A 25,972-nucleotide genomic window follows, 5' to 3' on the forward strand; every position below is an offset into this window, starting at 1 on the left:
CCCTCTGTGGAGCACCTATGCAGACCACCGATCTCATCAAGGTCGCCATCGACGACGTGCCGCCCAACCGCAAGCGCGGCGGCGATCTGCGAGTCCTGCTCAGTCCCAAGTCCTGCGGCGCGACCTCGGGGTTCATGGGCGTCGGCACGCTGGAGCCCGGCGAGTTCGTCTCCGAGCACTACCACCCGTACTCCGAGGAGTTCTTCCACGCGATCCGTGGCCGGATCCTGCTGCGGGTCGAGGGCCAGGAGCTGGTCCTCGAACCCGGCGAGTCCTTCATGGTCCCCAAGGGCGTGCGTCACCGCATCGAGAACCCGGGTGAGGAGCAGGCGTTCGTGGCCTTCTTCCTCAGCCCGCTCGCCCCGCGTCCCGAGCTCGGTCACGTCGACTGCGAGCCGCTGCCCGGCGAGGGCACCCTCCCTGAAGTGGGGGACGTGAGATGACCGGACGCGCGGTGATCACCGGCATCGGTGTCGTCGCTCCCGGCCGGCCGGGCCGGGAGGAGTTCTGGGACATGATCGTCGAGGGCCGTACGGCCACCCGGCGGATCACCCTCTTCGACCCGACGCCGTTTCGCAGCCGGATCGGGGCGGAGTGCGACTTCGACCCCGAGCTGGCCGGTCTGTCCTACCAGGAGATCCGGCGCACCGACCGGGCCGGCCAGTTCGCGCTGGTCGCCGCCCGGGAGGCGATGGCCGACAGCGGGCTCGACCTCGACGCGGAGGACCCGCACCGGATCGGGGTGAGCGTCGGCAACGGCGTCGGCAACGCGATCTCCATGGAGCAGGAGTACCGCACGGTCAGCGACAACGGGCGGGAGTGGCTGGTCGACCAGGGCTACATGAAGCCGCACCTGTACTCGTACGTGATGTCCAGCTCGCTGGCGACCGAGGTGGCCTGGGCCGCCGGCGCGGAGGGCCCGGCGACCGTGGTGAGCTCCGGCTGCTGCGCGGGCATCGACGCGGTCGGGTACGCGGTCGACCTCATCCGTGAGGGTTCGGCCGATGTGATGGTGGCCGGGGCCACGGACGCGCCGATCTATCCGGTCACCGTGTCCTGCTTCGACACCCTGCGCGCCTCCTCCACCACCAACGACGACCCGGAGCACGCCTGCCGGCCGTTCGACCGGCGGCGCAACGGGCTCGTCCTCGGCGAGGGTTCGGCGATCTTCGTGATCGAGGAGCTGGAACACGCCCGCCGGCGCGGCGCCCGCGTCTACTGCGAGGTGGCCGGCTACTCGGCCCGCGCGAACGGCTTCCACATGACCGGGCTCCGCCCGGACGGCCGCGAGATGGGTGAGGCGATCACGGCCGCGCTCGACGAGGCCCGGATCAACCCGGACGAGATCGACTACGCCAACGCCCATGGCAGCGGCACCAAGCAGAACGACCGGCACGAGACGGCCGCGTACAAGCGCAGTCTGGGCGAGCACGCGTATCGCGTCCCGGTCAGCTCGATCAAGTCGATGGTCGGGCACTCGCTCGGATCGATCGGCTCGATCGAGATCGCGGCGAGCGCGCTCGCCATCGACCGGAGCGTGATCCCGCCGACCGCCAACTACGAGGAGCCCGACCCCGAGTGCGACCTGGACTACGTGCCGGGCAGCGCGCGCGAGGCGGAGCTCGACGTCGTCCTCAGCGTCGGGAGCGGCTTCGGCGGCTTCCAGAGCGCGGTGGTGCTCACCTCACCGAGGAGGATCGCATGAGCGCTCCCGTCATCACCGGGGTGGGTGTGGTCGCGCCCAACGGCCTGGACCGTGAGGCGTGGTGGCAGGCGACCCTGGACGGCAAGTCCGGTCTCGGCCGGATCAGCCGGTTCGACCCGTCCCGCTATCCGGTGCAGGTCGCGGGCGAGGCCACCGGCTTCGACCCGGCGGAGCACGCGCCGCAGCGGCTGGTGAGCGAGACCGACGCCATGACGCAGTACGCCTTCGCCGCGGCCAACGAGGCGCTGGCCGACGCGGCCGTGGTGCCGGAGGAGTTCGCCGACCTGGACATGGCGGTGATCACCGCCAACTCCTCCGGCGGTGTCGAGTTCGGCCAGCGCGAGCTGCAGAAGCTGTACTCCGAGGGCCCGCAGGCCGTGGGCGCGTACATGTCCATCGCGTGGTTCTACGCGGCGACCACCGGCCAGCTGTCCATCCGGCACGGCATGCGCGGTCCCTGCGGGGTGCTGTGCTCGGAGCAGGCCGGCGGACTCGACGTCCTGGCCCAGTCCCGGCGGGTGCTCGCCAAGGGCACGCGCCTGGTGGTCTCCGGCGGCACGGACGCCTCGCTGTCCCCGTACGGTCTGGTGTGCCAGCTGTCCAACGGCAGGCTCAGCGAGGACCCGCGCCCGGACCGCGCGTTCGTCCCCTTCGACCGGGACGCCGCCGGTTACGTGCCCGGCGAGGGCGGGGCGATCCTGGTCCTGGAGCACCGCGAGGACGCCCGGGACCGCGGCGTCGGGCGGCTCTACGCCGAACTCGCGGGCTACGCCGCCACGTTCGACCCACGGCCGGGCTCCGGTCGTCCGCCCGGGCTGCGGCGGGCTGCCGAACTCGCCCTGGCCGAGGCGGGCCTGGCCGCGTCGGACGTCGACGTGGTGTTCGCCGACGGCTACGGCGTGCCGGAGCTCGACCGGCAGGAGGCCGAGGCGATCACCGCGGTCTTCGGCCCGTACGCGGTCCCGGTCACGGTCCCCAAGACGATGACCGGCCGGCTCTACGCGGGTGGCGCGCCGCTGGACGTGGCCGCCGCGGTCCTCGCGCTGCGCGACCAGGTCGTGCCGCCGTCGGTCAACGTCCGCCCGGACCCGGCCCACCGGCTCGACGTGGTGGACCGGGCGCGCGAGACCAGGCTCCGCTCGGCGCTCGTCCTCAGCCGTGGCTACGGCGGGTTCAACGCTGCCGTCGTCCTGCGCTCCGTCTGACGCCCGGGCCCGGCTCCCCGGGCCTCCACCCCACCTTTCCCAGGAGGATTGAGATGAGCAGCACCACCATGACCTTCGACGACCTCAAGGCGATCATGAGCCGGTGCACCGGTGAGATCGAGGACCTCACGCAGGACCACCTCGGCACCGACTTCACCGAGATCGGCTTCGACTCGCTCGCGGTCCTGGAGATAGCCAGCCAGATCCAGCGCGAGTACGGCCTGCAGATCCCGGACGAGGCCATCGAGGACATGAAGTCCCCCCAGGACGTGATCGACTACGTCAACACCAGCCTGGCGGCGGTCTGACATGGCCCTCACCGACAACACCGTCGTCATCGACGCGCCGATGGAGCTGGTGTGGGACATGACGAACGACGTCGAGTCCTGGCCGGAGCTGTTCTCCGAGTACGCCAAGGCCGAGATCCTCGGCCGGGACGGGGCCACCGTCCGCTTCCGGCTCACCCTGCACCCGGACGAGGACGGCGCGGTCTGGAGCTGGGTCTCCGAGCGCACGCCGGATCCGGAGAGCAGGACCGTGCGGGCCCGGCGGATCGAGACCGGCCCCTTCGAGCACATGGACATCTTCTGGACGTACACCCGGACCGACGGCGGTGTGGAGATGCGCTGGCGCCAGGAGTTCACGGTGCGGTCCGGGCTGCCGTTCGGCGACAAGGAGATGACCGAGCGGCTCAACACCAACACCCGCCGGGAGATGGCCCGGATCAAGGGTCTGGTGGAGGAAGCCGCCGCGCGGCCGACCACGGTGCGGCCGTGACGGCCGCGCTGCCCGGCCTGCGCGTCCTGCTGCGGATCCTGATCACGCCGGGGCACGAGGCCGAGTTCGAGGAGCTGTGGCTCGCCCACGCCGAGACCGTCCGCCGCTTCCCCGACAACCACGGCCAGCAGCTGCTGCGGCAGACCGGGGAGACGGGCAGCTACACCGTGCTCACGGACTGGACGGACGAGCCGTCCTTCCGGGCCTTCGAGCGCAGCGACGAGCAGCAGGCGTATCTGCGGCGGCTCTGGGCGATCCGGGCGGGCGGCGAGATGCACCTGCTCGAACCGCTCCACCGGCCGGCGGCGGAGACGCAGGGAGCACGAGACTTGACGACCACGAGTTCCAGGAGGAACGGATGAGCGTGCAGCAGGAAGAGGTGATCCAGCTCGTCGAGCTGGTGGAGATCGTCCCGTCCAAGCAGCTGGAAGCCGCCGTGGCCGAGCGGGAGGGCGGCTTGGACGCGGCCCTCGCGCTGATCTTCGAGCTCCTCGTGTCGGAGTTCAACCCCGAGAAGGCGAAGGGCCAGAAGGGCGTCTTCCAGTTCGACATCGCCTCCGGCGAGGGCCGGAAGCTCCACTACGTGCACGTCGAGGCCGGCACCTGCCGCACCGACAAGGGCCTGCACGAGAGCCCCGACATCACCATCGGGATCAAGTTCCCCGACATGCTGGCCATGGGTGTCGGCAAGCTGCCCGGCGCCAAGGCCTTCCTGACCGGGAAGCTGAAGCTGCGCGGCAGCCCGCTGATGGGCACCAAGCTGGGCGAGTGGTTCGACCACCCCGAGGTGTGACGGACGCGTACCGGCGAAACCGCCGCCGTGCCCTTCCCGGGCGCGGCGGCGGTTTCGTCGTAGGGGGTGACGGTTGACGCGGTGACGGGGCTGCCGTCAGCCGACGCCGAGGACGGACATGTGCGAGATGGAAACCATGGCCTGCTCGTGGACGAGCTCCAGATACGCGTCCGGGTGCCCCGGCCGCTCGGAGCTCTCCAGGTACGGCTCGAGCCACGCCTCGGCGTCCTGGCCGAAACAGCGGTCCGTCAGGAAGCCGACGACGTCGTACGGATGCCCGTCGTACTGGACGATCCTGACCAGGGTGTCGTCGTGCAGGAACATCGCCGTGCGCACGATCGTCGGGTGGCCGTCCGACAGCGGTAACGAGGCCCTGCGGTTGGCGGTGGCGCGGGCCTGGGCGAGTTCCGCTCCCCCGCCCGCGCGCAGCGGGTAGCGCAGGGCGACGGTGCCGGCGGCCGGCCGTTCGTCGGGGCTGTGCTGCTCCAGGACGGTCATGAGGCTCCGGTGGAAGTGCTGCCGGAAGCCTTCGGGGGTTTCGGTGTCACGGGGCTCGGCGAGGAACGGCAGGATCGCCCGCTCGGCCTCGTGCACCCCCTTCTGCACCGACATGTGCCGGGCCACCCGGGCGGCGCTGACGCCGTCGTGGTGGATCACCCGGACCATGGTGTCGCCCTGGACGAACAGGCCGGTGCCGAGCAGCATCCCCACGGTGTCGCCCGCGTCGTCCTTGATGACGGGCGAGTCGACGCGGGTGAAGTTGTGGGGCGAGAAGACCTCGGTCAGCTCGTCCTCGTGGCCTGGTCGAACGCGATACGTGATGGCGTCCAGGGGCATGGCGGAACCTCCTCTTCGGACTTCGGTGATTTCAGCGAGCTCACCCGGGATCGCCGCGATCCCGGGAATCCCGGCGATCCCGGGGCTTCGGGTGTTCAGGGGGCGGCGAGCACCGCGACGGTGACGGTCGCCAGGGCGAGCGCGGCGAGCGCCGTGCGCAGCCGGTGCCAGGCGCGCCACTGGGGCCGCGGGTCCTGCCAGGGGCCGTCCGCGGCGAGCCCGCCCAGCGAGCGGTTGATCGGCACGTTGCCCAGGTGCGAGACCGCCTGCACCCCGACGAGCAGCGCGGACGCGACCGGGAACAGCACCCGGCCCGGCCCCTCGGCTGCCCAGGCCAGCACGATCCCGCTCAGGGTCACGATGTTGACCAGGATCGGCATCAGCGGGTGGTAGCCCTTGCCCAGCAGGGCGTGGGCGCGGAGGTATTCGGCGCGTCCCATGGCCGCCATGGCGGGTGCCACGCTGACCTGGACCGCCACGAAGATTCCCGTGACCGTACCCGTCCCGATCAGCACGACCCCGCTCAGCACTTCCTCAAGCATCACGACTCCGATCCATGGCAGTGGTCACCTCACGCTGCCGTCACCTGCTCGAATCGCTGTGGAGGGGCGCTCGACGGCGGTGGGTGCGGTCGCCGGGGCGGCGTGGTCGAGCCGTCTTCGAGTCCGTTTCGACCCACTGCTCCGAGAGTCGGGGGCAGTGGTTCCGCCGCACCGTGCGGCGGCCGGGCCGAGAGGGTGACTCGTGGTGGATCCGGTGCAGGTACTGATGCCCCTGGCGCTGCTCGCCGGCGGTCTCGCGGCCGGCGGCCTCGCCATCTCCGTGCTCGCGGCGCCCCTGTTCACCACGCTGCCGACCGGGATGTACGTCCCGGTGCACCAGGGGCTCGTCACCCGCTTCGACCCGTTCATGCCGATCTCGCTGCTCGTCTGTCTGGTGTGCGACCTGGCCCTTGCCGTCGTCGCCCCGCAGACCGCGGTCCGGCTGCTGGTCGCCGTCGGCGCGTTCCTGCTGGCCTCCGCGATGACGGTGTCGCTCACCAAGAACGTCCCGATCAACCGGTGGCTGTCGACGCTCGATCCGCAGCGGCTGCCCGCGGACTTCGACCGCCTGGACCCGCGCGAGCGCTGGATCCGCTGGAACCGCGTGCGCGGCGCGCTCGCCGTCGCGGCACTGCTCGCGAACGTCGGCGCCGCCGCCGCGCTCATCTGACATCCCGTCACCCACCCCCCGAGCTAGGAGAAGGTGTGGACACCATGACCGGTGTGGTCGGCCCGGCGATGACCGCCGCACTGCCGCCCCACGTACGGCTGCTGCTGCTGACCGACGGCAAACGGATATCCCGGGTGCTGCACGTGGTCGCCGAGCTCGGCGTCGCCGACGAGCTGGCCGGCGGCCCCCTCTCGGCGCGGGAGCTGGCCGAGCGGACCGGCACCCACGCCGACTCGCTCGGGCGGGTGCTGCGGGTCGCCGCCGCCTTCGGCGTGTTCGCCGAACGGCCGGACGGCCGGTACGAGCTCACCGACATGAGCGAGCCGCTGCGCTCCGACGTGCCCGGCAGCCAGCGCGACATGGTGCTCTACAACGGCAGCGAGTTGCTGTGGCGCTCCTACGGCTCGCTGATGCACACCGTGCGCACCGGGGAGCCGGCCTTCGAGGCCGCCTACGGGCACGGCTTCTTCGCGCACCTGGAGCAGGACCCGCAGGCGGGCGCGCTGTTCGACCGGGCGATGACCGGGATGAGCCGGGCCACCGCGCGGATGCTGCTCGACGGCTTCGACTTCGGCCGCTTCCCGCGCATCGCCGACATCGGCGGCGGGCACGGCTGGTTCCTCGCCGAGGTGCTCAAGCGGCACACGGAGGTACGCGGCACGCTCGTCGACCGGCCCTCGGTGGCCGGGGAAGCGGACAAGCTGTTCGAGGAGGCGGGTGTCGCCGGGCGCGTCGAGGTGGTCCCGGGCGACTTCTTCGGGGAGCTGCCGGCCGGCCGGGACGCGTACGTCCTCAAGGCCGTGCTGCACGACTGGGACGACGAGCGAGCCGCCGCGATCCTGCGCCGGATCCGCGAGGCCCTCGCGGGCTCCACCGACGGACGGCTGCTGATCTGCGAGTTCCTGGTGGGCCCCGCCAACGAGTGGGACCGCGGCAAGTTGCTCGACCTCGACATGCTCGTCCGTTTCGGCGGGCGGGAGCGCAGCGAGGAGCAGTGGCGGGCGTTGCTCGCGACCACGGGCTTCGAGCTGGTGAACGAGCCGGTCGCCGGGCGCTGGGCGGTCCTGGAGTGCCGCCCGGTCCCCGACGCCCGGTGATCCGACCCTTTTCCACGTCCGTTACGGAGGATGGCATGGAACTTCGACTGGTGGGCAAGAACGCGCTGGTCACCGGCGGCAGCCGAGGCATCGGGCGGGCCATCGTAATGGCCCTGGCCAAGGCCGGCGCCACGGTGGTGACCTGCTACCGGCAGGAGGGCGAGGCGGTCGAGAGCCTGGCCCGCGAGCTGAAGGAGATCGGCGGCGACCACGCCCTCGTGCGCGCCGACGTGGGGACGGCCGAGGGCGTGGAGCTGCTGCTCGCGGAGTGCCGCAGCCGCTTCGAGTCGCTGGACGTGCTGGTCAACAACGCGGGGGTGATCAGCCAGATCCCGTTCGCCCAGCTGCCGTTCGAGGAGTGGGAGCGGGTGGTCACCACCAACCTCACCGGCCCCTTCATGGTGATCAGCAAGGCACTGCCGCTGCTGCGCGAGGGCTCCTCGGTCATCAGCATCGGCTCCCGCGGGGCGATGGCCGGCATCCCGCTGCGCGGCCACTACACCGCCTCCAAGGCGGGCCTGGTCGGGCTCACCCGCTCGCTGTGCAAGGAGCTCGGCGGCAAGGGCATCCGCTTCAACGTGGTCGCCCCCGGTGTCATCGACACCTCCGCGCCCGACGAGCTGACCGAGGAGCAGCGCGCCGCCTACGACGAGCGCTACCTGCGCATGATGGCGCTCGGCCGGTTCGGGCGCCCGGAAGAGATCGCGGGTGCGGTGCTGTTCCTGGCGAGCGAGCTGTCCACGTACGTCAACGGCGAGACCCTGCACGTCGACGGGGGTGTCTGAGATGGCGGACACGACCGGCGCCTTCCGGGTGCTGCTCACCGTGCAGATCAAGCCGGGCCTCGAGCCGGAGTTCGAGAAGGTCTGGGCCGAGGGCAGCAAGGAGGTCACGGCCCAGGCCGCGAACCTCGGCCACTCGCTGGCGCGCGGCACGAAGGCGGGCGAGGAGTCCACGTACTACGTGGTGAGCGACTGGACCGATCTGGAGTCGTTCCTCGCCTTCGAGAGCAGCGCCGAGCATGTGGCGCACCGCGAGAAGCTGCACCCGTACCGGACGGGCGGGTCGCTGGCGATGATGCGGCTCGTCGAGGCCGCCGGATGAGCGGGGCGCCCGGCCGGATCCGGGTCATGCTGTACCTGCGGGCCGCCGAGGGGGACGCGGGCGCGGTGACCGAGGGCTACCACCGCGTCAGCAGGGACCTGGCGGGCACGCCGGGGCTGCTGGGCAACGAGCTGCTTCGCGAGGCGACCGACCCGGGGGCGTACGCGGTGCTCAGCGAGTGGGAGAGCATGGCCGCCTTCCGTGACTGGGAGGCGGGCTCGGCGCACCGGGGGGCGACCTCTCCGCTGCGCCCGTTCCAGGACACCGAACGCCGCAGCCCCTTCGCCCTGTTCGAGGTGGACGCGGCCTACTGACGCCCACCGGACGCGTGCGCGACAGTGCCGTGGAGAGCACCCGCTCTCCACGGCACTGTCGTCTGCGCGGTGTCGGGGGGAAGCGGCGGGCCCCCGGGCCGTTGCGGCTCCGGGGGCCCGCCGCGCCGCGACGAGGGCGGGTCAGGGCAGGCGGACCACCTGGCCCGCGTAGACCAGGCCGGCGCCGAAGCCGACCAGGAGGGCGAGGCCGCCGCTGGGGGCCTTGCCGCTCGCGAGGAGCTCCTCCATGGCGAGCGGGATCGAGGCCGCCGAGCTGTTGCCGCTGGTGACGATGTCCCGGGCGACCGCGGTCCGTTCGGACAGACCCAGCTGGTCGACGACGAAGTCGGTGATGAGCATGTTGGCCTGGTGCGGGACGAACGCGTCGAGCTGGTCCACGGTGACGCCGGCCAGCTCCAGCATCCGCCGGGTGGCGGGTACGAGCTCGCCCGTCGCCCAGCGGTAGACCTTCCAGCCCGACATGGTGATGGCGGGCTTGTCGTCGGGGCGCTCGCCCGTGCCGTCGTGCCAGGGCGAGGTCATCTTCAGGGCCGCGTTGCGCGAGCCGTCGGCGCGCCACACCACCGGGCCGATGCCCGGCTCGTCGGAGGGGCCGACGACCACGGCGCCGGCGCCGTCGGCGAACAGGAAGGCGGTGTCGCGGTCGGAGTGGTCGAGGATGTCCGTCATCCGCTCGGCACCGATCACCAGGACGTGGTCGGCGCGGCCCATCCGGACGAGGTCGCTCGCCAGGGCGAGCCCGTGGCAGAAGCCCGCGCAGGCCGCTGAGATGTCGAAGGCGGCGGCCTGCCGCGCGCCGAGGCGGTGTGCGACCTCGACGGCGACGGCGGGCATCTGCTCCATGGAGGTGATGGTGGCGAGGATGACCGCGCCGACCTGGTCGGCGCCGATGCCGGCGGCCGCGAGGGCCTTCTCGGCGGCGGCGGTCGCCATCGTCGGCAGGGTCTCGTCGTCGGAGGCGTAACGGCGGGCCCGGATGCCCGAACGGCTCTCGATCCAGGCCGGGTCGAGGCCCGTGCGCTCGGCGATCTCGGTGTTGGGCACGGACCGCTCGGGCCGGTACACGCCGACGCCCAGGAGGCGGCTGTGCCGCAGGACCTGGGTGTCCTGGATGGTGGTCGTGCTGGAGGTGGTGGTCGAGGTCATGGTCGTCGGTCGTCCTTTCGGGACACGGGTCAGCGGACCGCGGCCTTGGTGGCGGAGTGACGGCGGCCGCGGCGGGTGAGCCCCCAGGGCTTGTAGGTGGACACGGCCGTCATGAAGACGAGGGAGAGCAGGGCGAGGGCGGCGGTGCCGGCCATGGACCAGCCGACGGCGTCGAGTTCGCCGCCGCGCACCACGGCGCCCTCGTCGACCAGTTCGTTCGCGCGCAGGATCAGCTGGTGGATGGCGCCGAAGCCGAGCATCATGACGCCCATCGTCAGGAAGAACTTCACGGCGACCCATCTGCGCTGGAGCAGGCCCCACTTGGTGCCGGCGCCGACGACGATCCCGGTGATGAGGGCGAACATGCTGGTCATGCCGAGGAAGATCTCGTCGAGCATCGACATGGTGCGGTACATCGCGGCCTGCTGCTCGGCGTCGTGCGTGGTGGCGCCGGCCACCGACATGGCGAACATCCCGGTCACCAGGCCGAGCCAGCCGACCGAGATGGCCACGTGGGCGGTGAGGACCGCCTTGCGCAGCCGCTGCGAGATGGTCCGGTTGCGCTGCCGTACGTCCGCCATCCACCGGTTGACGGAGGGGGCGAAGAGCAGCACGAGCCCGATGACGGAGGGCACCAGGCTGGTCACGGCGAGGCTCGCCTGCAGCGGGCCCACCAGCGGCCGTCCGCCGAGCCCCGCGAGGCCGAGCCCCGTGAAGAGCAGGCCCAGTGCGGTGAAGACGGTGAGGAGCACGCGGCCCCACTGGCGGCCGGCCCGGAGCATCTCGGCGAAGAAGCCGAACAGCGCGCAGAAGGCGATGGTCAGCACCAGGTCACCGGTGGTCGCGGCGCCCGCGACGCCGGTCTCGACCTGGTGCGCGATCTCGAAGACATTGCTCGCGATGGCGGCGAGCGTCGCCACGATCACCATGACGTAGGCCCAGGCCACGGCGGCCGGTGGCCGGGCGGTCGCCGTCTCGGGGGCCGGCGGGGCCGGTCGGCCCGCCTCCGCGGGCAGGCGGCGGCCGTCGGCCGCTCGCGCGACCCGCCGCTGGTCTGTCCGGTCTGTCGTACTCACCGTCGCGCCTCCTTCAGGACAGGCGCGTACGCCCCGCAGCAGCGGGCTCCGATGCGCCGTCATAGCGGGGTTGTGGGCGCGATCAGCGTTGCCGGGCGGGCTCGAAGGTGACTCGAAGGCCGGTGGACGGGCGGGGCAGCGGGGCGGCGCGCGCCGGCAGCCGCCGGGGCGGCGGCTGCCGGCGCGGGCGGTCAGCCGCGGCTGGCGTCGTCGAGGCTGTGGACGAACTTGGTGAGCAGGCGGGCGAACTCGCGCTGTTCGTCGGTGTCCCAGTCCTCGAGGACGGCGGAGTAGAAGGTCTGCCGGGTGCGGTGGGCGGCGGCCACGGCGTCGCGACCCGTGGGGGTGAGCTCCAGGCAGCTGCGCCGGCCGTCCTCCTGCGAGGCGACCCGGCGGACGAACCCGGACTTGACGGCGTCGGCGACGATCCGGCTGGCCCGCGAGGGGTCTATGGCGAGACGGTCGGCGACGAACCCCACGGTGACGTCGCGCCCGTCCTCGCCCGCACCCTCGTCGACCGCGTCGATGACGGCGAGCGTGTTGAGGTCCACCGGCTCCGCCATGCCCTTGACGACGGGCCTGGCCAGGCTGCGCCGGGACTGCCTCCGCCGGATGCGGATCATCGCCAGCTCCACCGCGTTGAGCACGGCGGCGTCCGGGCTCTTCCTGTGGATCGTGTCTGAATGGCTCACACGTCCAGGTTACCCGCATGTGGCTGGACCGAGCATTCCTGGGTGTGAGACCATTACATGCGAAGGTCATGTATATGCAGATGACATTGGTAAACACACTGGTGTCGACGATCCCGCAAGGAGGCCCGAGATGTCCGCCAACCCTCCCGTCGCAGCCACCGGAAGCCCGGTGCGCACGCGTGCCCTCGCCGTCGTGGCCGCCGTCGTGGCCGACGCGCTGATCTGGCTGATCGCCCGCTCCGCCCTCGACCTCGACCTGCGGATCCCGGACGGCCCGGGCTCCACCACCACCAGCGAGCTCGCCCTGCCGGCCGTGCTCATCGGCGTGGCGGTCGTCTCGCTCCTCGGCTGGGGCCTGCTCGCCCTCCTGGAGCGGCTGGCCGGCGGCCGCGCCCGGAGCGTGTGGACCGGCATCGCGGTGGCGGTGGTCGTGCTCTCGCTGTTCGCCCCGGTGTTCGGCGCGGGCCTGACCGCCGGCAACAAGATCACCCTGGTCCTGCTGCACGTCACGGTCGGCGCGGTCCTCATCCCGGCCTTCCGCCGCGACTCCGCGCGCGCCTAGGCCGGGCCGATCCGGAAGACACGGCCTGGCAAGGCCGGCCGCCCCGCCCTCCGCCGGGGCCGACGTACGGCCGGGCGGGGCGGTCCAGCGCCCCTCCAAGGGACTTCGAGCGCCCACGGAGATCTTTGCCGCCCAGGGCATCGAAAGGGCACGGAAGGAGATCCCATATGTGCGGCATCGCTGGCTGGATCGGCCGCGAGGGCGGTCCGGTCCGGGAGGACCCGGAACTCGCCGGGGGCTTGGCGCGGACGATGGCCTGCCGGGGCCCGGACGGCCAGGGCGTCTGGGCGGACGGACACGCCACGCTCATCCACACCCGGCTCGCGGTCATCGACGTGGCCGGCGGCCTGCAGCCCATGGCCGCCGCGCCGGACGGGGAGCGGGCGGACGAGGAACCGCTCGCGGTCCTCTCGTACAACGGCGAGATCTACAACTTCCAGGAGCTGCGCACCGAACTGGCCGGCCTGGGGCACCGGTTCCGCACCCGCAGCGACACCGAGGTGGTGCTCCACGCCTACCTGGAGTGGGGCGAGCGGTGCGTGGAACGCCTGGAGGGCATGTTCGCCTTCGCCGTCTGGGACACCCGCCGGCGCACCCTGTTCCTGGCCCGCGACCGCTTCGGCATCAAGCCGCTGTACTACGCGCGCACCGCCGGCGGCCTGGTCTTCGGCTCCGAGCCGAAGACCCTGCTCGCCCACCCCGCCGTGCGCCCCACCGTCGACCTCGACGGACTGCGGGTGCTGTTCTCGATGGCCCGCGCCCCCGGCGAGAGCGTCTACCGCGACATCCGCGACCTGCCGCCCGCCCACACCCTCAGCTACCGCCCCGACGGTACGGCGACGCTGCGGCGTTACTGGCAGCTGGAGGCCCGCCCGCACGAGGACGGCCTCGAAACCACCGTCTCGACCGTGCGCGAGCTCCTGGAGAGCAGCGTCGCCCGCGAGCTGGTCTCCGACGTGCCGCTGAGCGTGCTGCTCTCCGGCGGGCTCGACTCCAGCACCGTCGCCGCGCTCGCCGCCCGCGCCCTCGCCCGCCGGGGCGGCGACCCGGTCCGGACCACGACCGTCACGTACAGCGGCTACAGCGACAACTTCCAGCCCGACCTGGTGCGCAGCGCCCCCGACGCCCCGTACGCGCGGGCCGTCGCCGACCACATCGGCGCCCACCACCTGGAGATCGAGCTCACGACGGCCGACCTGATCGACCCGGCCGCCCGCCGCGCGGTCCTGCGCGCCCAGGACGTCCCGGCTCCGTTCGGGGACATGGACACCTCCACGTACCAGGCGTTCGCCGGCGTCAGCCGCCACTCCAAGGTGGCGCTGACGGGCGAGAGCGCCGACGAGATCTTCGGCGGCTACAGCTGGGTGCACATCCCCGACCTGGCGTACGAGGAGCAGTTCCCCTGGGTCGCCTTCGAGCAGTGGCACCCGGGCACCCGCGAGGGCCTGGGGCAGGGGCTGCTGTCCCCGGCCTTCGCGGCCCGGCTCGACATGGCCTCGTACTACGCGGACCGCTACGCCCAGGCGATGGCCCAGATCCCCCGGCTGGCCGGCGAGGACCCCGAGCAGCGCCGTGCCCGGGAGATCTGCCACCTCCATCTGACCCACTGGCTGCCGCGCCTGCTGGAGCGCAACGACCGGCTCAGCATGATCTCCGGCCTCGAGGTGCGGGTGCCGTTCTGCGACCACCGGCTGGTGCAGTACGCCTACGACATCCCGTGGGAGATGAAGACCTTCGACGGCAGGGAGAAGAGCCTGCTGCGGGCCGCTGCGGCCGACCTGCTGCCCGAGCAGGTCCTGGAACGGCCCAAGGCGCCCTTCCCGGTGAGCCAGGACGCGACCTACACCAAGGCCCTGCACCAGGAGTTCGCCGAGGTCCTCGCCGACCCGGCCTCGCCGGTGCTCGCGCTGCTCGACCGGGACAGGGCGCGGCGGGTCATCGGTCCGGAGGGGGAGGCGGCCGCGCAGGACTGGCTGCACCGGATGAACGTCGAGATGGCCCTCCAGGTCAACACCTGGCTGCTCGAGCACGGGGACTGCCTGGAACTGTAGGCGCCCCGGCACGCCTTCAGGGGGCGCCGTGTGCGGGCGCCCCCTGAAAGCCTGTGCGGGTGGGGAGGTGGGGCTCGGTGCGCGGCGGACGCGGGGACGGTCTGCGGCGGGTTTCGTCAGATCGGTCGGGCCTCGTGGGTGGTCGGGACCGCGGCGGTGCAGGGGACTGAAGTGCGGCGGTTCCGGGGACACGTGCGCGCGGCGGGTGCGGGGATCGGTCTGCCACGGGTTCGGGGATCAGCCCGGGGTCGGTACGGGGATCAGTCCGCGGTCGCCACCGGGACGGGTCCGCTGCCGACGGGCGTGCCGCGGGCTCTCACACCAGCGCCCGTACGGGGGTGACGCGCAGCGCCATGCGCAGCAGGGGCGGCAGCCGGTACTGGAAGAAACGCTCGGAGGACCGGTCGCGGACGAGATCCACTTCGAGGAGCAGGAACTCGACCAGCTCCTCGAGGAGTTCCTCGGATTCGTCCAGGTCCCATTCCAGGACGCCGGCCGCGTGCTCCACCGTGAGCACCCCGTCGGCGTCCCACGCCAGCTTCACCAGCGCGTCGCGCCGCCGCGGGTCGAGGCCTCCGTAGCGCCGGAGCACGTGATGGAACGGATGCGGGCGCTGGTGGTTGACGACGGTCGGCCGGTCGCGCCGCATCCAGTCGATGAGCTGCCGCACCGACCAGTGCGGGCGCAGCGCGAGCAGCCCCGCGGCCTCGGCCAACGGACCCGGCAGGCCTCCGCACAGCTCCAGCATCGTGCGCAGCCAGGCGGTGTCGCCCAGCGACCGGTCGCTGCCGAGCGCGCCCAGGAACAGTTCGAGCGACTGGTCCGGACCGAGCGGCGGAAGGTCCACCGGCGCCCCGAACCGGCCGCCGTACAGCCGCCGGTACCCGGCCACCAGGACGGCGGATCCGGCGCCGGCCACGATCAGGTCCGAGACCTGGTGCGCCGCCGCCACGTCGTCCACGACCAGCAGCACCCGGCGGCCCGCGGTCCACGACTGGAACATCCGGGCCCGCTCGGCGCGTCCCGGCGGCAGGCCGTCGCGCCGGTGTCCGACCGCTTCGAGCAGCTCCCCGAGCACTTCCTCGACGCTGCGCGGTCCGGCCGGGTCACCGAACGACACGTACATCCGCCCGTCGGGGAAGGCGTCGGTCAGCCGGTGGGCGACGGCCACGGTGAAGGCCGTGGTGCCCGCGCCGGGCGCGCCGGCGACGGAGACGCAGCGCGGCCGGTCCTGACCGGCGGGCTCCGTCAACATCCTCTCGACATGGGCGAGTTCACCGTCCCGGCCGATCAGCGGGACATCGGCCGGCAGGGTCACCGGCGGCGGCGCGGAGGGCGGCGCGCCGGTTACGGCCACCGGCCCGGCGGGCAGGTCGAGTCCGGGGTCGCCGGCCAGCACCTGCTGGTGCAGTCGCTGGAGCTCCGAGCAGGGTTCGAGGCCGAGTTCGCGGGTGAGCACCTGGCGCATGCGCTGGAAGACCTCCAGCGCGTCCGGCCGCCGGCCCGCTCGGTACAGGGACAGCATCAGCTTGGCGTGCAGCCCCTCCCGGGTCGGGTTGTCGGCGGCGAGCGCGGTGAGTTCGCTGATCAGCCGGTGGTGCCGGCCGAGCAGCAGGTCCACGTCGATGCGCTCCTCCAGGACCTCGTACCGCTGCTCCTCCAGGCGGAGGGCGTCGATGCCCACGATCGGGCCGGGGGCCAGATCACTGAGAGCGGGCCCCCGCCACACGGCGAGGGCCCGGTGAAGGAGATCGGCGGCGTCGGCGACCGCCCCCTGCTCCATCGCCAGTCTGCCGCGCGCGGCGAGATCCGTGAACTGCCGTGCGTCCAGGCATCCTTGAGGCACCGAGAGCCGATAGCCACCGGGGGTGGTCAACAGGGCCGGGGCACTCGCGCAGGCGTCGGTGTGCGAGGGCTCGCTGAGTCCCGGCAGTTTGCGCAGCTGGTAGATGTACGTCTGAAGCGTGGTGGCCGCGCTGGACGGCGGGTGCTCCTCCCAGAGTTCCTCCACGAGCTGGTGGAGCGGAACCGTGGTGTTGGCCCGGAGTGCCAGCAAGGCCAGGACCTGCCGGACCTTCGGGGCGGATGGCGTGACGTGTGTGCCTTCGTGCACGACTTGCAGCGTTCCAAGTAACCCGATCTGCAGCACTGGCCCTCCCGTGATTCACATCTGACACGGCCTGATGCACTCCGTGAGCGTGAGGTCGATCACTTGACTCTTGCTTGAGCGGGACTCGACAGGAGACGTCGAACAGGCGTCGGTCTCGAAACCGCCTCGATGACGTCCGCTTTCGGCCGTCACCCTACAAGACATTCATATGCTGAACGCATACAATTGAGAAAGAACTCTATATGCACCTGACGAGGAGACCAGATGTCCACACCCGCACCGGACGGCCGGCCCTCCGGGCCCGCCGCCGCCCCCGCCACCCCACCGCCACAGCCGCTGCCGCCGCGCTTCCCCCTCCTGCTCGCGTCCCTGCTGCTGACCAGCGCGATGTCGATGCTCGACCAGTCGATCGTCGCCACCGCGGGGCCCAGCCTCACCTCCGACCTGGGCGCGCTCGACCTGTACAGCTGGACCTTCACCGCGTACATGCTCACCTTCAGCGTGGCCATGCCGGTCTACGGCAAGCTGGGTGACCTTTTCGGCCGCCGGACGGTCTATCTGTCCGCCGTCGTGATCTTCCTGATCGGCTCGGTCGCCTGTGGCGCGGCCGATTCGATGGGCCAGCTCGTCGTGTTCCGCGCGCTGCAGGGACTCGGCGGGGGCGGGCTCCAGGTGAGCGCCTTCGCCGTGCTCGGCGACCTGATGCCACCGCGTCAACGCGCAAAGTACCAGGGCTGGTTCGCGGGTGTGATGGTCATCGCCAACCTGGCGGGCCCGCTCGTCGGAGGCGTCCTGACCGACCAGCTCGACTGGCGCTGGATCTTCTACGTCAACATCCCGCTGGGGATCCTCGCCTTCGCCGGCATCCGCCTGTTGCTCCCCGGCTCCCCCGCCCGCGACACCGTGCGGCCGCGCGTCGACTACCTCGGGACGGCGCTGCTCACCGGCCTCATCGCGTGCCTGGTCCTCGCGACCGACCTGGCCGGCCGCGAGGGATGGGGCCGGCCGTCGGTCATCGGGCTCGGGATCGCGGCCGTGGTGCTGGCCGCCGTCTGGCTGCGCCACGAAAGGTCGGCCGCCGAACCGGTCGTCCCGCTCGGCCTGTTCGCCGACCGGACGTTCACGATCTGCGTGGTGGTGGCCTTCGCGGTCAGCTTCGCGTTCTTCGGCTGCGTCAATTTCGTACCGCTGTACTTCCAGACGGTGACCGGCGTGAGCGCCACGCGGACCGGTCTGCTCTTCCTGCCCGCGATGATCGGCCTGGCCCTGGCCACGGTGGTGGCCGGCCAGATCATCGCCAAGACCGGTCGGTACAAGTGGTTCCCGGTGGCCAGCACCGCGCTCGCCGCGCTGGCCGCCCTGCTCATGTCGCTGACCGCGGCGGACACCGGGGCCGTGGGCACCGCCCTGCTCCTCGCCGTCATGGGCATCGGCGTGGGCCTGTCCTCGCAGGTGACCACGCTCGTGGCCCAGAGCACCGCGCCGCGGCAGCACATCGGGGTCAGCACCTCCACCGTGGGCCTCGCCCGGAACCTCGGTACGGCCTTCGGCGCGACGGTCTTCGGCTCGATCCTCAACGCCCGCCTGGCCTCCGAGGCCACCCGGCTGCTCCCCTCGGACACGGCGCACGGCATCGTGAACGGCACGTGGGACCCGACCGCCGCGTCCACCCTCGACCCGGCCACCGCCGGTGCGGTGGCCGAGACCTACGGCAACGCCCTGTCGACGGTGTTCCTGTCGGCGGTGCCCGTGCTGGTGGCGGGGTTGGTGCTGGCCTTGATGCTGAAGGACGTGCGCCTGGAGGCGCGGGGCCCGGGTGGGCCCGGTGGACCAGGGGGGCCCGGGGGGCCGGGGCGGCCGGGGCGTCTGGATGCTCCCGGCGGTCCGGGGGATCCGGCGGCCGCGGCCGGTGCGGCGGATGCGGGCGGTCCTGGCGGACGGGTGGGCGCGGCGGAAGCCGGAGGACCCGGTGGCGCGGCCGGCGCGGCGGATGCGGGCGGTCCGGGAGGCCCGGGCGGCGCGAAGCCTCCCGCCGGCGACTGAGCCGGGGGCGCGCAGGGCCGTGGCCTGCCGCTCGGGACCGCCTCAAGCGGACGTCGAGCCGGTGCTGCCAGCCTCCCCGCCATGCGAAGCGTACGGAGCGTACGAGGCGGCGGCACCGCGCCGGGTACCCGACCGGGCACCCCGGTCGGCCTGGTCGGCCTGCTAGCCGGAATCGGCCCCTGGCTGGGCCGGCTCCGGCCGCGCCCGGCGCGCGCCGCGGCGGGCACGGGCGGCGGGGGCTCGGGCGCAAGAACGCCGCCCGCCCGGCTCGCGCACTCCGGCAACGCGGGCGCCGACGCCACCGGCACCCGGACGGCGGACGCGGGCGTCACGGTGGCAGGGGTCACCGGGCCCGGGACCACCGGCGAAGGCGACCCGGACTCCGCCGTCAACGGCCCCCGGAGCGCGGGGGCCGGCAACACCGGGCCCGGGGTTCTCGGGGTCGGGATCGACGTGGCGGCGATCGGGCGGTTCGGGCGGGCGCTCGAGCGCAGCCCCGGGCTCGCCGAGCGGCTCTTCACCCCGGCCGAGCTGGCGCTGCCGTCAGGCGCCCGACGCGGCACGGCCTCCTTGGCGGCGCGGTTCGCCGCAAAGGAGGCCGTGGCCAAGGTGCTGGGTGCGCCGGGCGGGCTCCGCTGGCACGACACCGAGATCCGTACGGGCCCGAGGAGCCGCCCCACCCTGCACGTCCGCGGAACCGTCGCCGCCGCCGCTGCCCGGCAGGGCATCACGTCATGGCATCTGTCGCTCACTCATGACGCGGGCCTGGCCTCCGCGGTCGTGATCGCCTCGTCCTGACCTCGGCATCGACGCCCTCCCACACGCCCGCAAGCTGCCCCCACACCGCCTGCTCGCGCGCGGACAGCGCGGAGAGCGGGACGGCGACCAGCCGCTCGGGATGCCCCGGCCCGGGCAAGGGCGGGGGCGGGGGCGGGGGCGGCGGGAAGGCACGGCCGTCGACCGCCGCCGTCGGCGCCGCGGGCAGGAGCCCGTAGCACTCGGGGGGCGTGAAGGCTCCGAAACTCTGGCCGACGGCGGCGAGTCCCGCCACCGAGTCCTGCCACAGCTTCCGCAGCCACTCCCTGGAACGCCGCACGATGGCCTCCCTTCACCTGCTCGGACTCCCCGACGCTAGAGAACCCGGCTCGAATCAGCCTGGAGCAGCCCTCCACCCCCCGACGAGCGCCCGCCCGGCCACGGCCCAGCGCCCCTCGAGTCCCGCCGGAAACACTGTTCCCGACGGGCGGAGTGTGACGCCTTCCCCCCGTGTCCGCGCTCCGCCCCCGGCAGGTCCGTGACGGTCATGGTGCCAACAGGCTCCCGAGCCCAGGAGTTACGGTGGGGGCCAAAGCCCCGGACTAAGGAGCAGCGCGGCCATGGGTGACCTCCTCCTGATCCGCCACGGAGAGACGGAGTGGAGCGCCACGGGCCGGCACACCGGCCGCACCGATCTGCCGCTCACGCCGGCGGGAGAGGCGGAGGCGCGCACGCTCGCCCCGTACTTCGCGGACCACTCCTTCTCGTTCGTCCTGACGAGCCCCCTGCGCAGGGCCCGGCACACGGCCGAACTGGCCGGGCTGCACGGTGCGGTGAGCGACGACGACCTCTGCGAGTGGGACTACGGCGGCTACGAGGGCCTGACCACGGCGCACGTCCAGGAGACCCGGCCGGACTGGTCGCTGTGGCGCGACGGCGTGCCGCCGCACCCCGACGGCCGTCCGGGGGAATCCGCCGAGGACGTGGGGCGCCGCGCCGACCGGGTCCTGGCGCGGATCACGCCGCTCCTCGCGGCCGGCGAGCCGGACGGGGTGGTGGTGGCGCACGCCCATCTGCTGCGCGTGCTCACCGCCCGCTATCTGGGCCTTCCGCCGGCCGATGGACGACTGTTCCGGCTGACGACGGGGACCGTCGGGCGCCTGTCGACGGAGCACGGCCTCCCGGTGATCGCGGGCTGGAACCAGCGTCCGCTCCCCCGTACCTGACCAGCCGGTCATCCGTCCCGGGCCGCCGTGACCAGGTAGTAGTCGAGGACCCGCTGCTCGTAGGCGCGCAGGAAGTTCCGCGGCCAGGTGCCGTCGGCCCACAGCCGGCTCAGCCACCGGTCCCAGCCGGGCCAGACGTGGGGCCCGATGGACTGGGCGCGTGCGCCCCTGAGCCCCGACGCCGTGAACGCTTCCGTGAGGGCGGTGACCGGGCGGGCGATGTCCAGACCGGTGGCGAAGGTGTCGAGCAGCGCCGCGAGTTCGCCGGACCGGCCCGGTACGTCGTCGACGGTGAAGAAGCTCGCCACCGCTACCCGGCCGCCCGGGCGGAGCACCCGCGCCGTCTCGGCCGCGAAGGCGGCGAGGTCCGGGAAGTGCTGGGCGGCCTCCACGCTGACGACGGCGTCGAACGAGCCGTCCGCGAAGGGCATCGCCTCGGCGCCGCCCCGGGCGAAGCGCAGCCGCTCGGGCTCCCGGCGCAGCACGTCCTCGTGGGCGGCGCGGGCCCGCCGCAGCTGGTCCGGGTGGATGTCCATGCCGACGACCGCGGCGGGGCCGTACTCCCGGAGGGTCAGCGCGCAGCCCCTGCCGAGCCCGCACCCCACTTCCAGGGTGCTGAGCCCCTCCAGCGGGCCGACGGAGTCGAGGACGTGCCGGTAGAGGTCCTGCTGGCTGCGGACGCGTTCCGCCGCGCCGAGCGGTCCGCGCAGATCGATGCCGCGCCAGTAGCCGAAGTTGATGAACCCGCCGCCGAAGACGGGGTTCGCGCTCAGATCGTCGGCGCCGTACGTCTCCCGCACGGCGTCCCTCATCTCGGGCGGCATCCGCCCGGCCCCGTCCACCACCGCTTCGCTCCTCCTCGGCTCCGCCACGCCCGGCGCCACTCATCCTTCCCCCCGGGAAGCACGACGACGCGTACGGAACCGGCCGCTGCGCCGGACGAGTGACCCGGACCCCGCACGCGGACCGGAGGTCAGCGCACCAGCTCCACCGCCAGCAGGTCCATCAGCAGGCCGTCGTGCCAGGTGCCGTCCGCGCCCCGCTCGTACTGGCGCATCACGCCGACCGTCCGGAATCCGGCCTTCTCGTAGCAGCGGATCGCCGCCGCGTTGTCGGCGGCCGGATCGATGACGAGCCGGTGGTAGCCGTGATCGTCGACGAGATGCAGGGCCAGGGTGCGTACGGAGTCCGTGCCCAGGCCGGTGCCGTGCGCCGAAGGGTCGAGGAAGAGGTCGATCCCGGCGTGCCGGTAGTCAGGGTCCTCCTCGGAATACCACTGGATCATGCCGACGACCCGGTCCTGATGACGGATCGTCAGGCAGTGGGTGTCGGGGTCCTCCAGATCCGAGGCGACCTCCGTCTCCATGTCGTCCGGACCCCGCCATCGCGCCCGTACCTCGGGAGTGGCCCGGATGGCCGCCAGAGCGGGGACGTCCTCGGCGACGGCGGTACGGAGGACGACGGCAGCGCCGTACAGCTCGGTCATGACGCGGAGTCTACGCATGCCGTCCGCGGGTGTTGAGGCGGGCGGCCTGGCGGGTCAGGTAGTCGCGTTCGGCGAGGTTGGGGGCCTTGCGGGCTGCCTCGGCGTACAGGCGGGCCGCCGTCGGCAGGTCGTCTGCGCGCTCGTGGAGGTAGGCCGCCACCGCGGTGTGGCGGGGCAGCGTGTCGTCCAGCGCCGCGAGCGCCGCGAGGCCGGCGCGCGGTCCGTCGGCCTCGCCGACGGCCACTGCGCGGTTGAGGCGGACGACGGGGCTGTCGGTCAGGCGTACGAGTTCGTCGTACCACTCGACGATCTGCACCCAGTCGGTCTCCTCGGCGGTGGGCGCGTCGGCGTGGAGGGCCGCGATGGCCGCCTGGGCCTGGTACTCGCCGAGCCGGTCGCGGGCGAGGGCGGTCTGGAGTACGCCGACGCCCTCGGCGATCGACGCGGTGTCCCACCGGGCTCGGTCCTGCTCGGCGAGCGGCACCAGGGTGCCGTCGGGTGCGGTCCGGGTGGCGCGTCGGGCGTGGTGGAGCAGCATGAGGGCGAGCAGCCCGGCCACTTCGGGGTGGTCGAATGCGGCCGCGAGCTGCCGGGTGAGCCGGATGGCCTCGGCGGCGAGGTCGACGTCGCCGGAGTAGCCCTCGTTGAAGACCAGGTAGAGGACGCGCAGCACGGTGGCGACGTCGCCCGGCCGGTCGAACCGCACCCCGGAGACGGTGCGCTTGGCCCGGCTGATGCGCTGCGCCATCGTCGCCTCCGGCACCAGGTAGGCCTCGGCGATCTGGCGGGTCGTCAGACCGCCCACGGCCCGCAGGGTGAGCGCGACCGCGGACGACGGCGTCAGCGACGGGTGGGCGCAGAGGAAGTAGAGCCGGAGGGTGTCGTCCGTGCCGGGTACCGGCCCGGGGGCCGGCTCCTCGTCCACCAGGTCCTCGCGCCGGCGGCGGGCCGTGTCCGCGCGGGTCGCGTCCAGGAACTTGCGCCAGGCCACGGTGACCAGCCAGCCCTTCGGGTCCCGCGGGGGGTCGGCCGGCCAGACGCGGACCGCCTCGACCAACGCCTCCTGGACCGCGTCCTCGGCCGCCGCGAAGTCGGCTCCGCGGCGGACGAGGATCCCGAGCACGCTCGGCGTGAGGCTCCGGAGCAGGGCCTCGTCCATGGGCGAGGTCACTCCGTGATGGTGGGGGGCGCGGTCAGGAACGGGCGCAGCTCCAGCCACTCGTGGATCGGCTTCCCGCCCGCCCCGGGGGCGGCCGACAGCTCCCCGGCCAGCTCGACGGCGCGCTCGTAGCTGTCTACGTCGATCACCATCCAGCCGGCGATGAGGTCCTTGGTCTCGGCGAACGGGCCGTCGGTGACCGGCGGGCGCCCCTCACCGTCGTACCGGACGAACGTCCCCTCGGGGGCGAGTGCCTGACCGTCGACGAACTCGCCGGTTCCTTCGAGCCGTGCCGCGAAGTCGTTCATGTACTGCACGTGCGCCGAGATCTCCTCGGGCGTCCACTGGGCCATGGGCACGTCGTTGACCGCGGCGGGAGCGCCCCGGTAGTGCTTGAGCAGCAGGTACTTGGCCATGATGTCTCTCCTCTGCACTGATGCGGCCTATTCTGGCCGCGTTCATCCCGGGGACGGAGCCGGGCGCGCGTTCTCGACATCGGCCTCCGGATCTTCTTCGTTCTTTTTCGGTGGAAGCGAGTCGACGTGCAGAAATCCTTCCCCCCACCCGTCCGGGCCGGACGACCCCGGCTGATCGGCGCGCTGGCGGTCGCCGCCCTGGTCTCGGCCGCGTCACTGTTCACGCCCACCGCCGCGGCCGGCAGCGCCCCGCACGCCTTCCGGTGCGCCGACGGAACCACGGTCACCCGCCCGCCCACCGGCGCGTGCTCCGGCGGCGGGGTACCGGGCACCCCGACCACCCTGTCCGGCGGCTGGACCGTTCCGTGGGGCGTCCACTGGATGCCGGACGGCAGGTCCGCGCTGGTGACGGAGCGCGACAGCTTCACGGTCTTCAAGCTGACCCCGACGGGGACGAAGACCCGGGTGGGCAGCGTCCCCAACGCGGTGACCACCGACGGCGAGGGCGGCCTGCTCGGCGTGGCCGTCGACCCCGACTGGTCCGGCAACCACTCCGTCTACTTCATGCACACCGCGTCCGAGGGCAACCGGATCGTCCGCATGACGTACGACGGCAGCTCCCTCAGCGGCTACACCGTGCTGCTCCAGGGCATCAAGAAGAACCGCTTCCACAACGGCGGCCGGCTGGCCTTCGGCCCGGACGGCTACCTGTACGCCTCCACCGGCGACGGCCAGACGCCCGCGCTGGCCCAGGACAGGAACTCGCTCAACGGCAAGATCCTGCGGCTGACGACGGCTGGCAGGCCCGCCCCGGGCAACCCGTTCGGCAACCACGTGTACAGCCTGGGCCACCGCAACCCCCAAGGAATCGCCTTCGACCGCAACGGGCGCCTGTGGGAGGCGGAGTTCGGCGACTCCACGCGGGACGAGCTCAACCTCATCGAGCCGGGCGCCAACTACGGCTGGCCGGCCTGCGAGGGCGACTGCGGGACGGCGGGCATGACCGACCCCAAGGCGAGCTGGCCGGTCGCGCAGGCGTCGCCGAGCGGCATCGCCATCGTGCGCAACGTCGTCTACATGGCGAGCCTGCGCGGTGAGCGCATGTGGCGGATCCCGATCAACGGCGACACCGAGACGGTCGGCACGCCCACGTCGTACTACGTCGGCACGTACGGACGCCTCCGCACGGTCACCAAGATCCCCGGCGCCGACGGGCTCTGGCTGACCACGACCAACGCCGACGACAACGGAGGCGACCCGGACGGCTCCGACCGGATCCTCCGCATCGACATCTGCTGACGGGCGCCCGGAACCATCGAGGAGTACGCCCGCCACTGCGGCCACGCCGACCTGCTGCGCGAGCGCGTCGACGGACGGGTCGGCCAGTGACGGGGGCCGGGGCCTCTGCCGAGGCCCCGCGGGCGCAGGTCCACACGCCGGCGTTCAGGACGACGGCCCGTCGTCCTGTCCCACGAGGGCGAGGAAGCGGCGGGTCAGGTCGTGCAGCCAGGTGGCGCGTTCCGCGGCGATCTCGCGGAGGCGGGTGTCGTCGCTGCGAGCGACGAGGTGGCCCATGTAGGCCTCGTTGAAACGGCCGTGCTCCTTGTGGAGGGTGCGCAGGGCGCGGGCCACGGTGCGTTCGGGGGCGTTGACGAGTCGGGCCAGGGGGGCCGTGTGCTGCTTCCAGCGGCCTTCCACGGCCTGGCGGAGGAGAGTGTCGAGGTCGCCCGCCTGGCGGATGACGCGCAGCAGCTGGTCGGGTTCCAGGCCCAGGGCCTCCGCGAGGAGGAGGGTCTGGCGGTTGGTTCCGGCCCAGTGGTGGTCCTGCTCGGCGCGGGCGTAGGTGGGCGCGTCCATGCCGATGCGCTCCGCCAGGCGGTCGGCGGTGAACTGCCGGGCCAGGCGGTGTTCGCGCAGGGACCTCGGGTGCAGGGCCATGAGTTCCGGTACGGGGCACCACAACGCACTGGCCAGGGCGAAGAGTTCGGTCTCCGAGGGGGCCAGGACGCCCTGCTCCCACGACAGGACGGCGGCCGCCGGGCGGTACAGCCCCAGTTGGGCCATGGCGGCGACGACCTGGTCGGGGGTCAGGCCGATGCGCAGGCGGGCGGCGCGGGCCTGTGCGGGGGAGAAGGGAGGGTGGGGCACGGGCGGTTCACCTCGGTAGACGGCTCCGCGGAGCGG

General features: G+C 72.8%; 30 protein-coding genes and 1 pseudogene. 19 read left to right on the forward strand and 12 right to left on the reverse strand.

The window, feature by feature from the left end; all coding sequences use genetic code 11:
• The first annotated feature begins 17 nt into the window (after nt 1-17).
• Genes ACIGEZ_RS23350 through ACIGEZ_RS23380 form a run of 7 tightly spaced genes read left to right on the forward strand, consistent with a single transcriptional unit; the run spans nt 18 to nt 4,480 of the window.
• The gene (locus ACIGEZ_RS23350) at nt 18-443 is read left to right on the forward strand and encodes a cupin domain-containing protein (RefSeq protein ID WP_399834069.1); all 426 of its coding nucleotides are present in this window, start codon (nt 18-20) and stop codon (nt 441-443) included.
• Nucleotides 440-1,705, forward strand: a complete 1,266-nt coding sequence (locus ACIGEZ_RS23355; RefSeq protein ID WP_399834071.1) for a beta-ketoacyl-[acyl-carrier-protein] synthase family protein — start codon at nt 440-442, stop codon at nt 1,703-1,705. The genes ACIGEZ_RS23350 and ACIGEZ_RS23355 overlap by 4 nt, the downstream gene beginning before the upstream one ends.
• The gene (locus tag ACIGEZ_RS23360) at nt 1,702-2,910 is read left to right on the forward strand and encodes a ketosynthase chain-length factor (RefSeq protein WP_399834073.1); all 1,209 of its coding nucleotides are present in this window, start codon (nt 1,702-1,704) and stop codon (nt 2,908-2,910) included. Before ACIGEZ_RS23355 ends, ACIGEZ_RS23360 begins: the two co-directional genes overlap by 4 nt.
• 53 nt (nt 2,911-2,963) lie before the next feature.
• Nucleotides 2,964-3,218: an acyl carrier protein gene (locus tag ACIGEZ_RS23365; protein ID WP_399834075.1), complete on the forward strand. Its 255-nt coding sequence runs from the start codon at nt 2,964-2,966 to the stop codon at nt 3,216-3,218.
• Between the two features lies 1 nt (nt 3,219).
• Entirely contained in the window at nt 3,220-3,687 is a 468-nt protein-coding gene (locus tag ACIGEZ_RS23370; RefSeq protein WP_399834077.1) for an SRPBCC family protein, read from the forward strand.
• Nucleotides 3,684-4,049: an antibiotic biosynthesis monooxygenase family protein gene (locus ACIGEZ_RS23375; RefSeq protein WP_399834079.1), complete on the forward strand. Its 366-nt coding sequence runs from the start codon at nt 3,684-3,686 to the stop codon at nt 4,047-4,049. Before ACIGEZ_RS23370 ends, ACIGEZ_RS23375 begins: the two co-directional genes overlap by 4 nt.
• On the forward strand, nt 4,046-4,480 hold the full coding sequence (locus tag ACIGEZ_RS23380; protein ID WP_399834081.1) for an SCP2 sterol-binding domain-containing protein: 435 nt from the start codon (nt 4,046-4,048) through the stop codon (nt 4,478-4,480). Before ACIGEZ_RS23375 ends, ACIGEZ_RS23380 begins: the two co-directional genes overlap by 4 nt.
• 96 nt (nt 4,481-4,576) lie before the next feature.
• Here ACIGEZ_RS23380 and ACIGEZ_RS23385 read toward each other — a convergent pair whose 3' ends face one another.
• Entirely contained in the window at nt 4,577-5,317 is a 741-nt protein-coding gene (locus ACIGEZ_RS23385) for a SchA/CurD-like domain-containing protein (protein ID WP_399834083.1), read from the reverse strand.
• A 95-nt stretch (nt 5,318-5,412) separates the two neighbouring features.
• On the reverse strand, nt 5,413-5,859 hold the full coding sequence (locus tag ACIGEZ_RS23390) for an anthrone oxygenase family protein (protein WP_399834227.1): 447 nt from the start codon (nt 5,857-5,859) through the stop codon (nt 5,413-5,415).
• Between the two features lie 205 nt (nt 5,860-6,064).
• On the opposite strand from ACIGEZ_RS23390, the gene ACIGEZ_RS23395 reads away from it, so the two are divergent.
• The 5 genes from ACIGEZ_RS23395 to ACIGEZ_RS23415 are packed head-to-tail and all read left to right on the forward strand — an operon-like array spanning nt 6,065 to nt 9,044.
• Entirely contained in the window at nt 6,065-6,529 is a 465-nt protein-coding gene (locus ACIGEZ_RS23395) for an anthrone oxygenase family protein (protein ID WP_399834085.1), read from the forward strand.
• 44 nt (nt 6,530-6,573) lie between these two features.
• Nucleotides 6,574-7,626 carry a methyltransferase gene (locus ACIGEZ_RS23400; RefSeq protein ID WP_399834230.1) on the forward strand — a complete coding sequence of 351 codons (1,053 nt, stop codon included), beginning with the start codon at nt 6,574-6,576 and terminating at the stop codon, nt 7,624-7,626.
• Between the two features lie 35 nt (nt 7,627-7,661).
• Nucleotides 7,662-8,411 carry an SDR family NAD(P)-dependent oxidoreductase gene (locus ACIGEZ_RS23405; protein ID WP_399834087.1) on the forward strand — a complete coding sequence of 250 codons (750 nt, stop codon included), beginning with the start codon at nt 7,662-7,664 and terminating at the stop codon, nt 8,409-8,411.
• Between the two features lies 1 nt (nt 8,412).
• The gene (locus tag ACIGEZ_RS23410) at nt 8,413-8,730 is read left to right on the forward strand and encodes an antibiotic biosynthesis monooxygenase family protein (RefSeq protein WP_399834089.1); all 318 of its coding nucleotides are present in this window, start codon (nt 8,413-8,415) and stop codon (nt 8,728-8,730) included.
• Nucleotides 8,727-9,044, forward strand: coding sequence for an antibiotic biosynthesis monooxygenase family protein (locus ACIGEZ_RS23415; protein WP_399834091.1), 318 nt, complete (start codon nt 8,727-8,729; stop codon nt 9,042-9,044). The genes ACIGEZ_RS23410 and ACIGEZ_RS23415 overlap by 4 nt, the downstream gene beginning before the upstream one ends.
• A gap of 141 nt (nt 9,045-9,185) precedes the next feature.
• Here ACIGEZ_RS23415 and ACIGEZ_RS23420 read toward each other — a convergent pair whose 3' ends face one another.
• The 3 genes from ACIGEZ_RS23420 to ACIGEZ_RS23430 all read right to left on the reverse strand — a co-directional run bounded on the left by ACIGEZ_RS23420 (nt 9,186) and on the right by ACIGEZ_RS23430 (nt 11,979).
• Complete coding sequence (locus ACIGEZ_RS23420; RefSeq protein WP_399834093.1) at nt 9,186-10,211, reverse strand: beta-ketoacyl-ACP synthase III; 1,026 nt, start codon at nt 10,209-10,211, stop codon at nt 9,186-9,188.
• Between the two features lie 29 nt (nt 10,212-10,240).
• On the reverse strand, nt 10,241-11,287 hold the full coding sequence (locus ACIGEZ_RS23425; protein WP_399834095.1) for a hypothetical protein: 1,047 nt from the start codon (nt 11,285-11,287) through the stop codon (nt 10,241-10,243).
• Nucleotides 11,288-11,478: 191 nt separating this feature from the next.
• Nucleotides 11,479-11,979: a MarR family winged helix-turn-helix transcriptional regulator gene (locus ACIGEZ_RS23430; RefSeq protein WP_399834097.1), complete on the reverse strand. Its 501-nt coding sequence runs from the start codon at nt 11,977-11,979 to the stop codon at nt 11,479-11,481.
• Nucleotides 11,980-12,109: 130 nt separating this feature from the next.
• Between ACIGEZ_RS23430 and ACIGEZ_RS23435 the strand changes: the two genes are divergently transcribed.
• Both ACIGEZ_RS23435 and asnB read left to right on the forward strand, forming a co-directional pair.
• Nucleotides 12,110-12,541 (forward strand): DUF6069 family protein, encoded by a 432-nt coding sequence (locus ACIGEZ_RS23435; protein WP_399834099.1) that lies wholly within the window; start codon nt 12,110-12,112, stop codon nt 12,539-12,541.
• A gap of 167 nt (nt 12,542-12,708) precedes the next feature.
• Nucleotides 12,709-14,592 (forward strand): asparagine synthase (glutamine-hydrolyzing), encoded by a 1,884-nt coding sequence (gene asnB, locus ACIGEZ_RS23440; RefSeq protein ID WP_399834101.1) that lies wholly within the window; start codon nt 12,709-12,711, stop codon nt 14,590-14,592.
• A gap of 316 nt (nt 14,593-14,908) precedes the next feature.
• On the opposite strand, the gene ACIGEZ_RS23445 is transcribed toward asnB, so the two are convergent.
• Nucleotides 14,909-16,705: a BTAD domain-containing putative transcriptional regulator gene (locus tag ACIGEZ_RS23445; RefSeq protein WP_399834103.1), complete on the reverse strand. Its 1,797-nt coding sequence runs from the start codon at nt 16,703-16,705 to the stop codon at nt 14,909-14,911.
• Between the two features lie 261 nt (nt 16,706-16,966).
• On the opposite strand from ACIGEZ_RS23445, the gene ACIGEZ_RS23450 reads away from it, so the two are divergent.
• Entirely contained in the window at nt 16,967-18,745 is a 1,779-nt protein-coding gene (locus ACIGEZ_RS23450) for an MDR family MFS transporter (RefSeq protein ID WP_399834105.1), read from the forward strand.
• A gap of 447 nt (nt 18,746-19,192) precedes the next feature.
• Nucleotides 19,193-19,543: a holo-ACP synthase gene (locus ACIGEZ_RS23455; protein WP_399834232.1), complete on the forward strand. Its 351-nt coding sequence runs from the start codon at nt 19,193-19,195 to the stop codon at nt 19,541-19,543.
• Here ACIGEZ_RS23455 and ACIGEZ_RS23460 read toward each other — a convergent pair.
• Nucleotides 19,494-19,841: a hypothetical protein gene (locus ACIGEZ_RS23460; RefSeq protein WP_399834107.1), complete on the reverse strand. Its 348-nt coding sequence runs from the start codon at nt 19,839-19,841 to the stop codon at nt 19,494-19,496. The two genes, ACIGEZ_RS23455 and ACIGEZ_RS23460, sit on opposite strands and share 50 nt — an antisense overlap.
• A 280-nt stretch (nt 19,842-20,121) precedes the next feature.
• On the opposite strand from ACIGEZ_RS23460, the gene ACIGEZ_RS23465 reads away from it, so the two are divergent.
• A complete protein-coding gene (locus tag ACIGEZ_RS23465; protein WP_399834109.1) occupies nt 20,122-20,727 on the forward strand; it encodes a histidine phosphatase family protein in 606 nt (201 codons plus the stop codon).
• Between the two features lie 8 nt (nt 20,728-20,735).
• Here ACIGEZ_RS23465 and ACIGEZ_RS23470 read toward each other — a convergent pair whose 3' ends face one another.
• From ACIGEZ_RS23470 to ACIGEZ_RS23485, 4 genes are all read right to left on the reverse strand, one after another.
• On the reverse strand, nt 20,736-21,572 hold the full coding sequence (locus ACIGEZ_RS23470) for a class I SAM-dependent methyltransferase (protein ID WP_399834111.1): 837 nt from the start codon (nt 21,570-21,572) through the stop codon (nt 20,736-20,738).
• A 128-nt stretch (nt 21,573-21,700) separates the two neighbouring features.
• Complete coding sequence (locus tag ACIGEZ_RS23475) at nt 21,701-22,213, reverse strand: GNAT family N-acetyltransferase (RefSeq protein WP_399834113.1); 513 nt, start codon at nt 22,211-22,213, stop codon at nt 21,701-21,703.
• A 10-nt stretch (nt 22,214-22,223) separates the two neighbouring features.
• Nucleotides 22,224-23,372 (reverse strand): RNA polymerase sigma factor, encoded by a 1,149-nt coding sequence (locus ACIGEZ_RS23480; RefSeq protein ID WP_399834234.1) that lies wholly within the window; start codon nt 23,370-23,372, stop codon nt 22,224-22,226.
• Nucleotides 23,373-23,380: 8 nt separating this feature from the next.
• Nucleotides 23,381-23,788: a YciI family protein gene (locus ACIGEZ_RS23485; RefSeq protein WP_399834115.1), complete on the reverse strand. Its 408-nt coding sequence runs from the start codon at nt 23,786-23,788 to the stop codon at nt 23,381-23,383.
• 126 nt (nt 23,789-23,914) lie between these two features.
• Here ACIGEZ_RS23485 and ACIGEZ_RS23490 point away from each other — a divergent pair, with 126 nt between their 5' ends.
• Both ACIGEZ_RS23490 and ACIGEZ_RS23495 read left to right on the forward strand, forming a co-directional pair.
• Nucleotides 23,915-25,087: a PQQ-dependent sugar dehydrogenase gene (locus ACIGEZ_RS23490; protein ID WP_399834117.1), complete on the forward strand. Its 1,173-nt coding sequence runs from the start codon at nt 23,915-23,917 to the stop codon at nt 25,085-25,087.
• 15 nt (nt 25,088-25,102) lie between these two features.
• Nucleotides 25,103-25,177 (forward strand): annotated as a pseudogene (locus ACIGEZ_RS23495) (DUF664 domain-containing protein); the annotation flags it as partial.
• A 54-nt stretch (nt 25,178-25,231) separates the two neighbouring features.
• On the opposite strand, the gene ACIGEZ_RS23500 reads toward ACIGEZ_RS23495, so the two are convergent.
• Nucleotides 25,232-25,936, reverse strand: coding sequence for a transcriptional regulator (locus tag ACIGEZ_RS23500; RefSeq protein WP_399834119.1), 705 nt, complete (start codon nt 25,934-25,936; stop codon nt 25,232-25,234).
• Nucleotides 25,937-25,972 lie beyond the last annotated feature (36 nt).

It is taken from the genome of Streptomyces sp. NPDC085481 (genome assembly GCF_044541845.1).
In the GTDB taxonomy this organism is placed as follows: Bacteria; Actinomycetota; Actinomycetes; order Streptomycetales; family Streptomycetaceae; genus Streptomyces.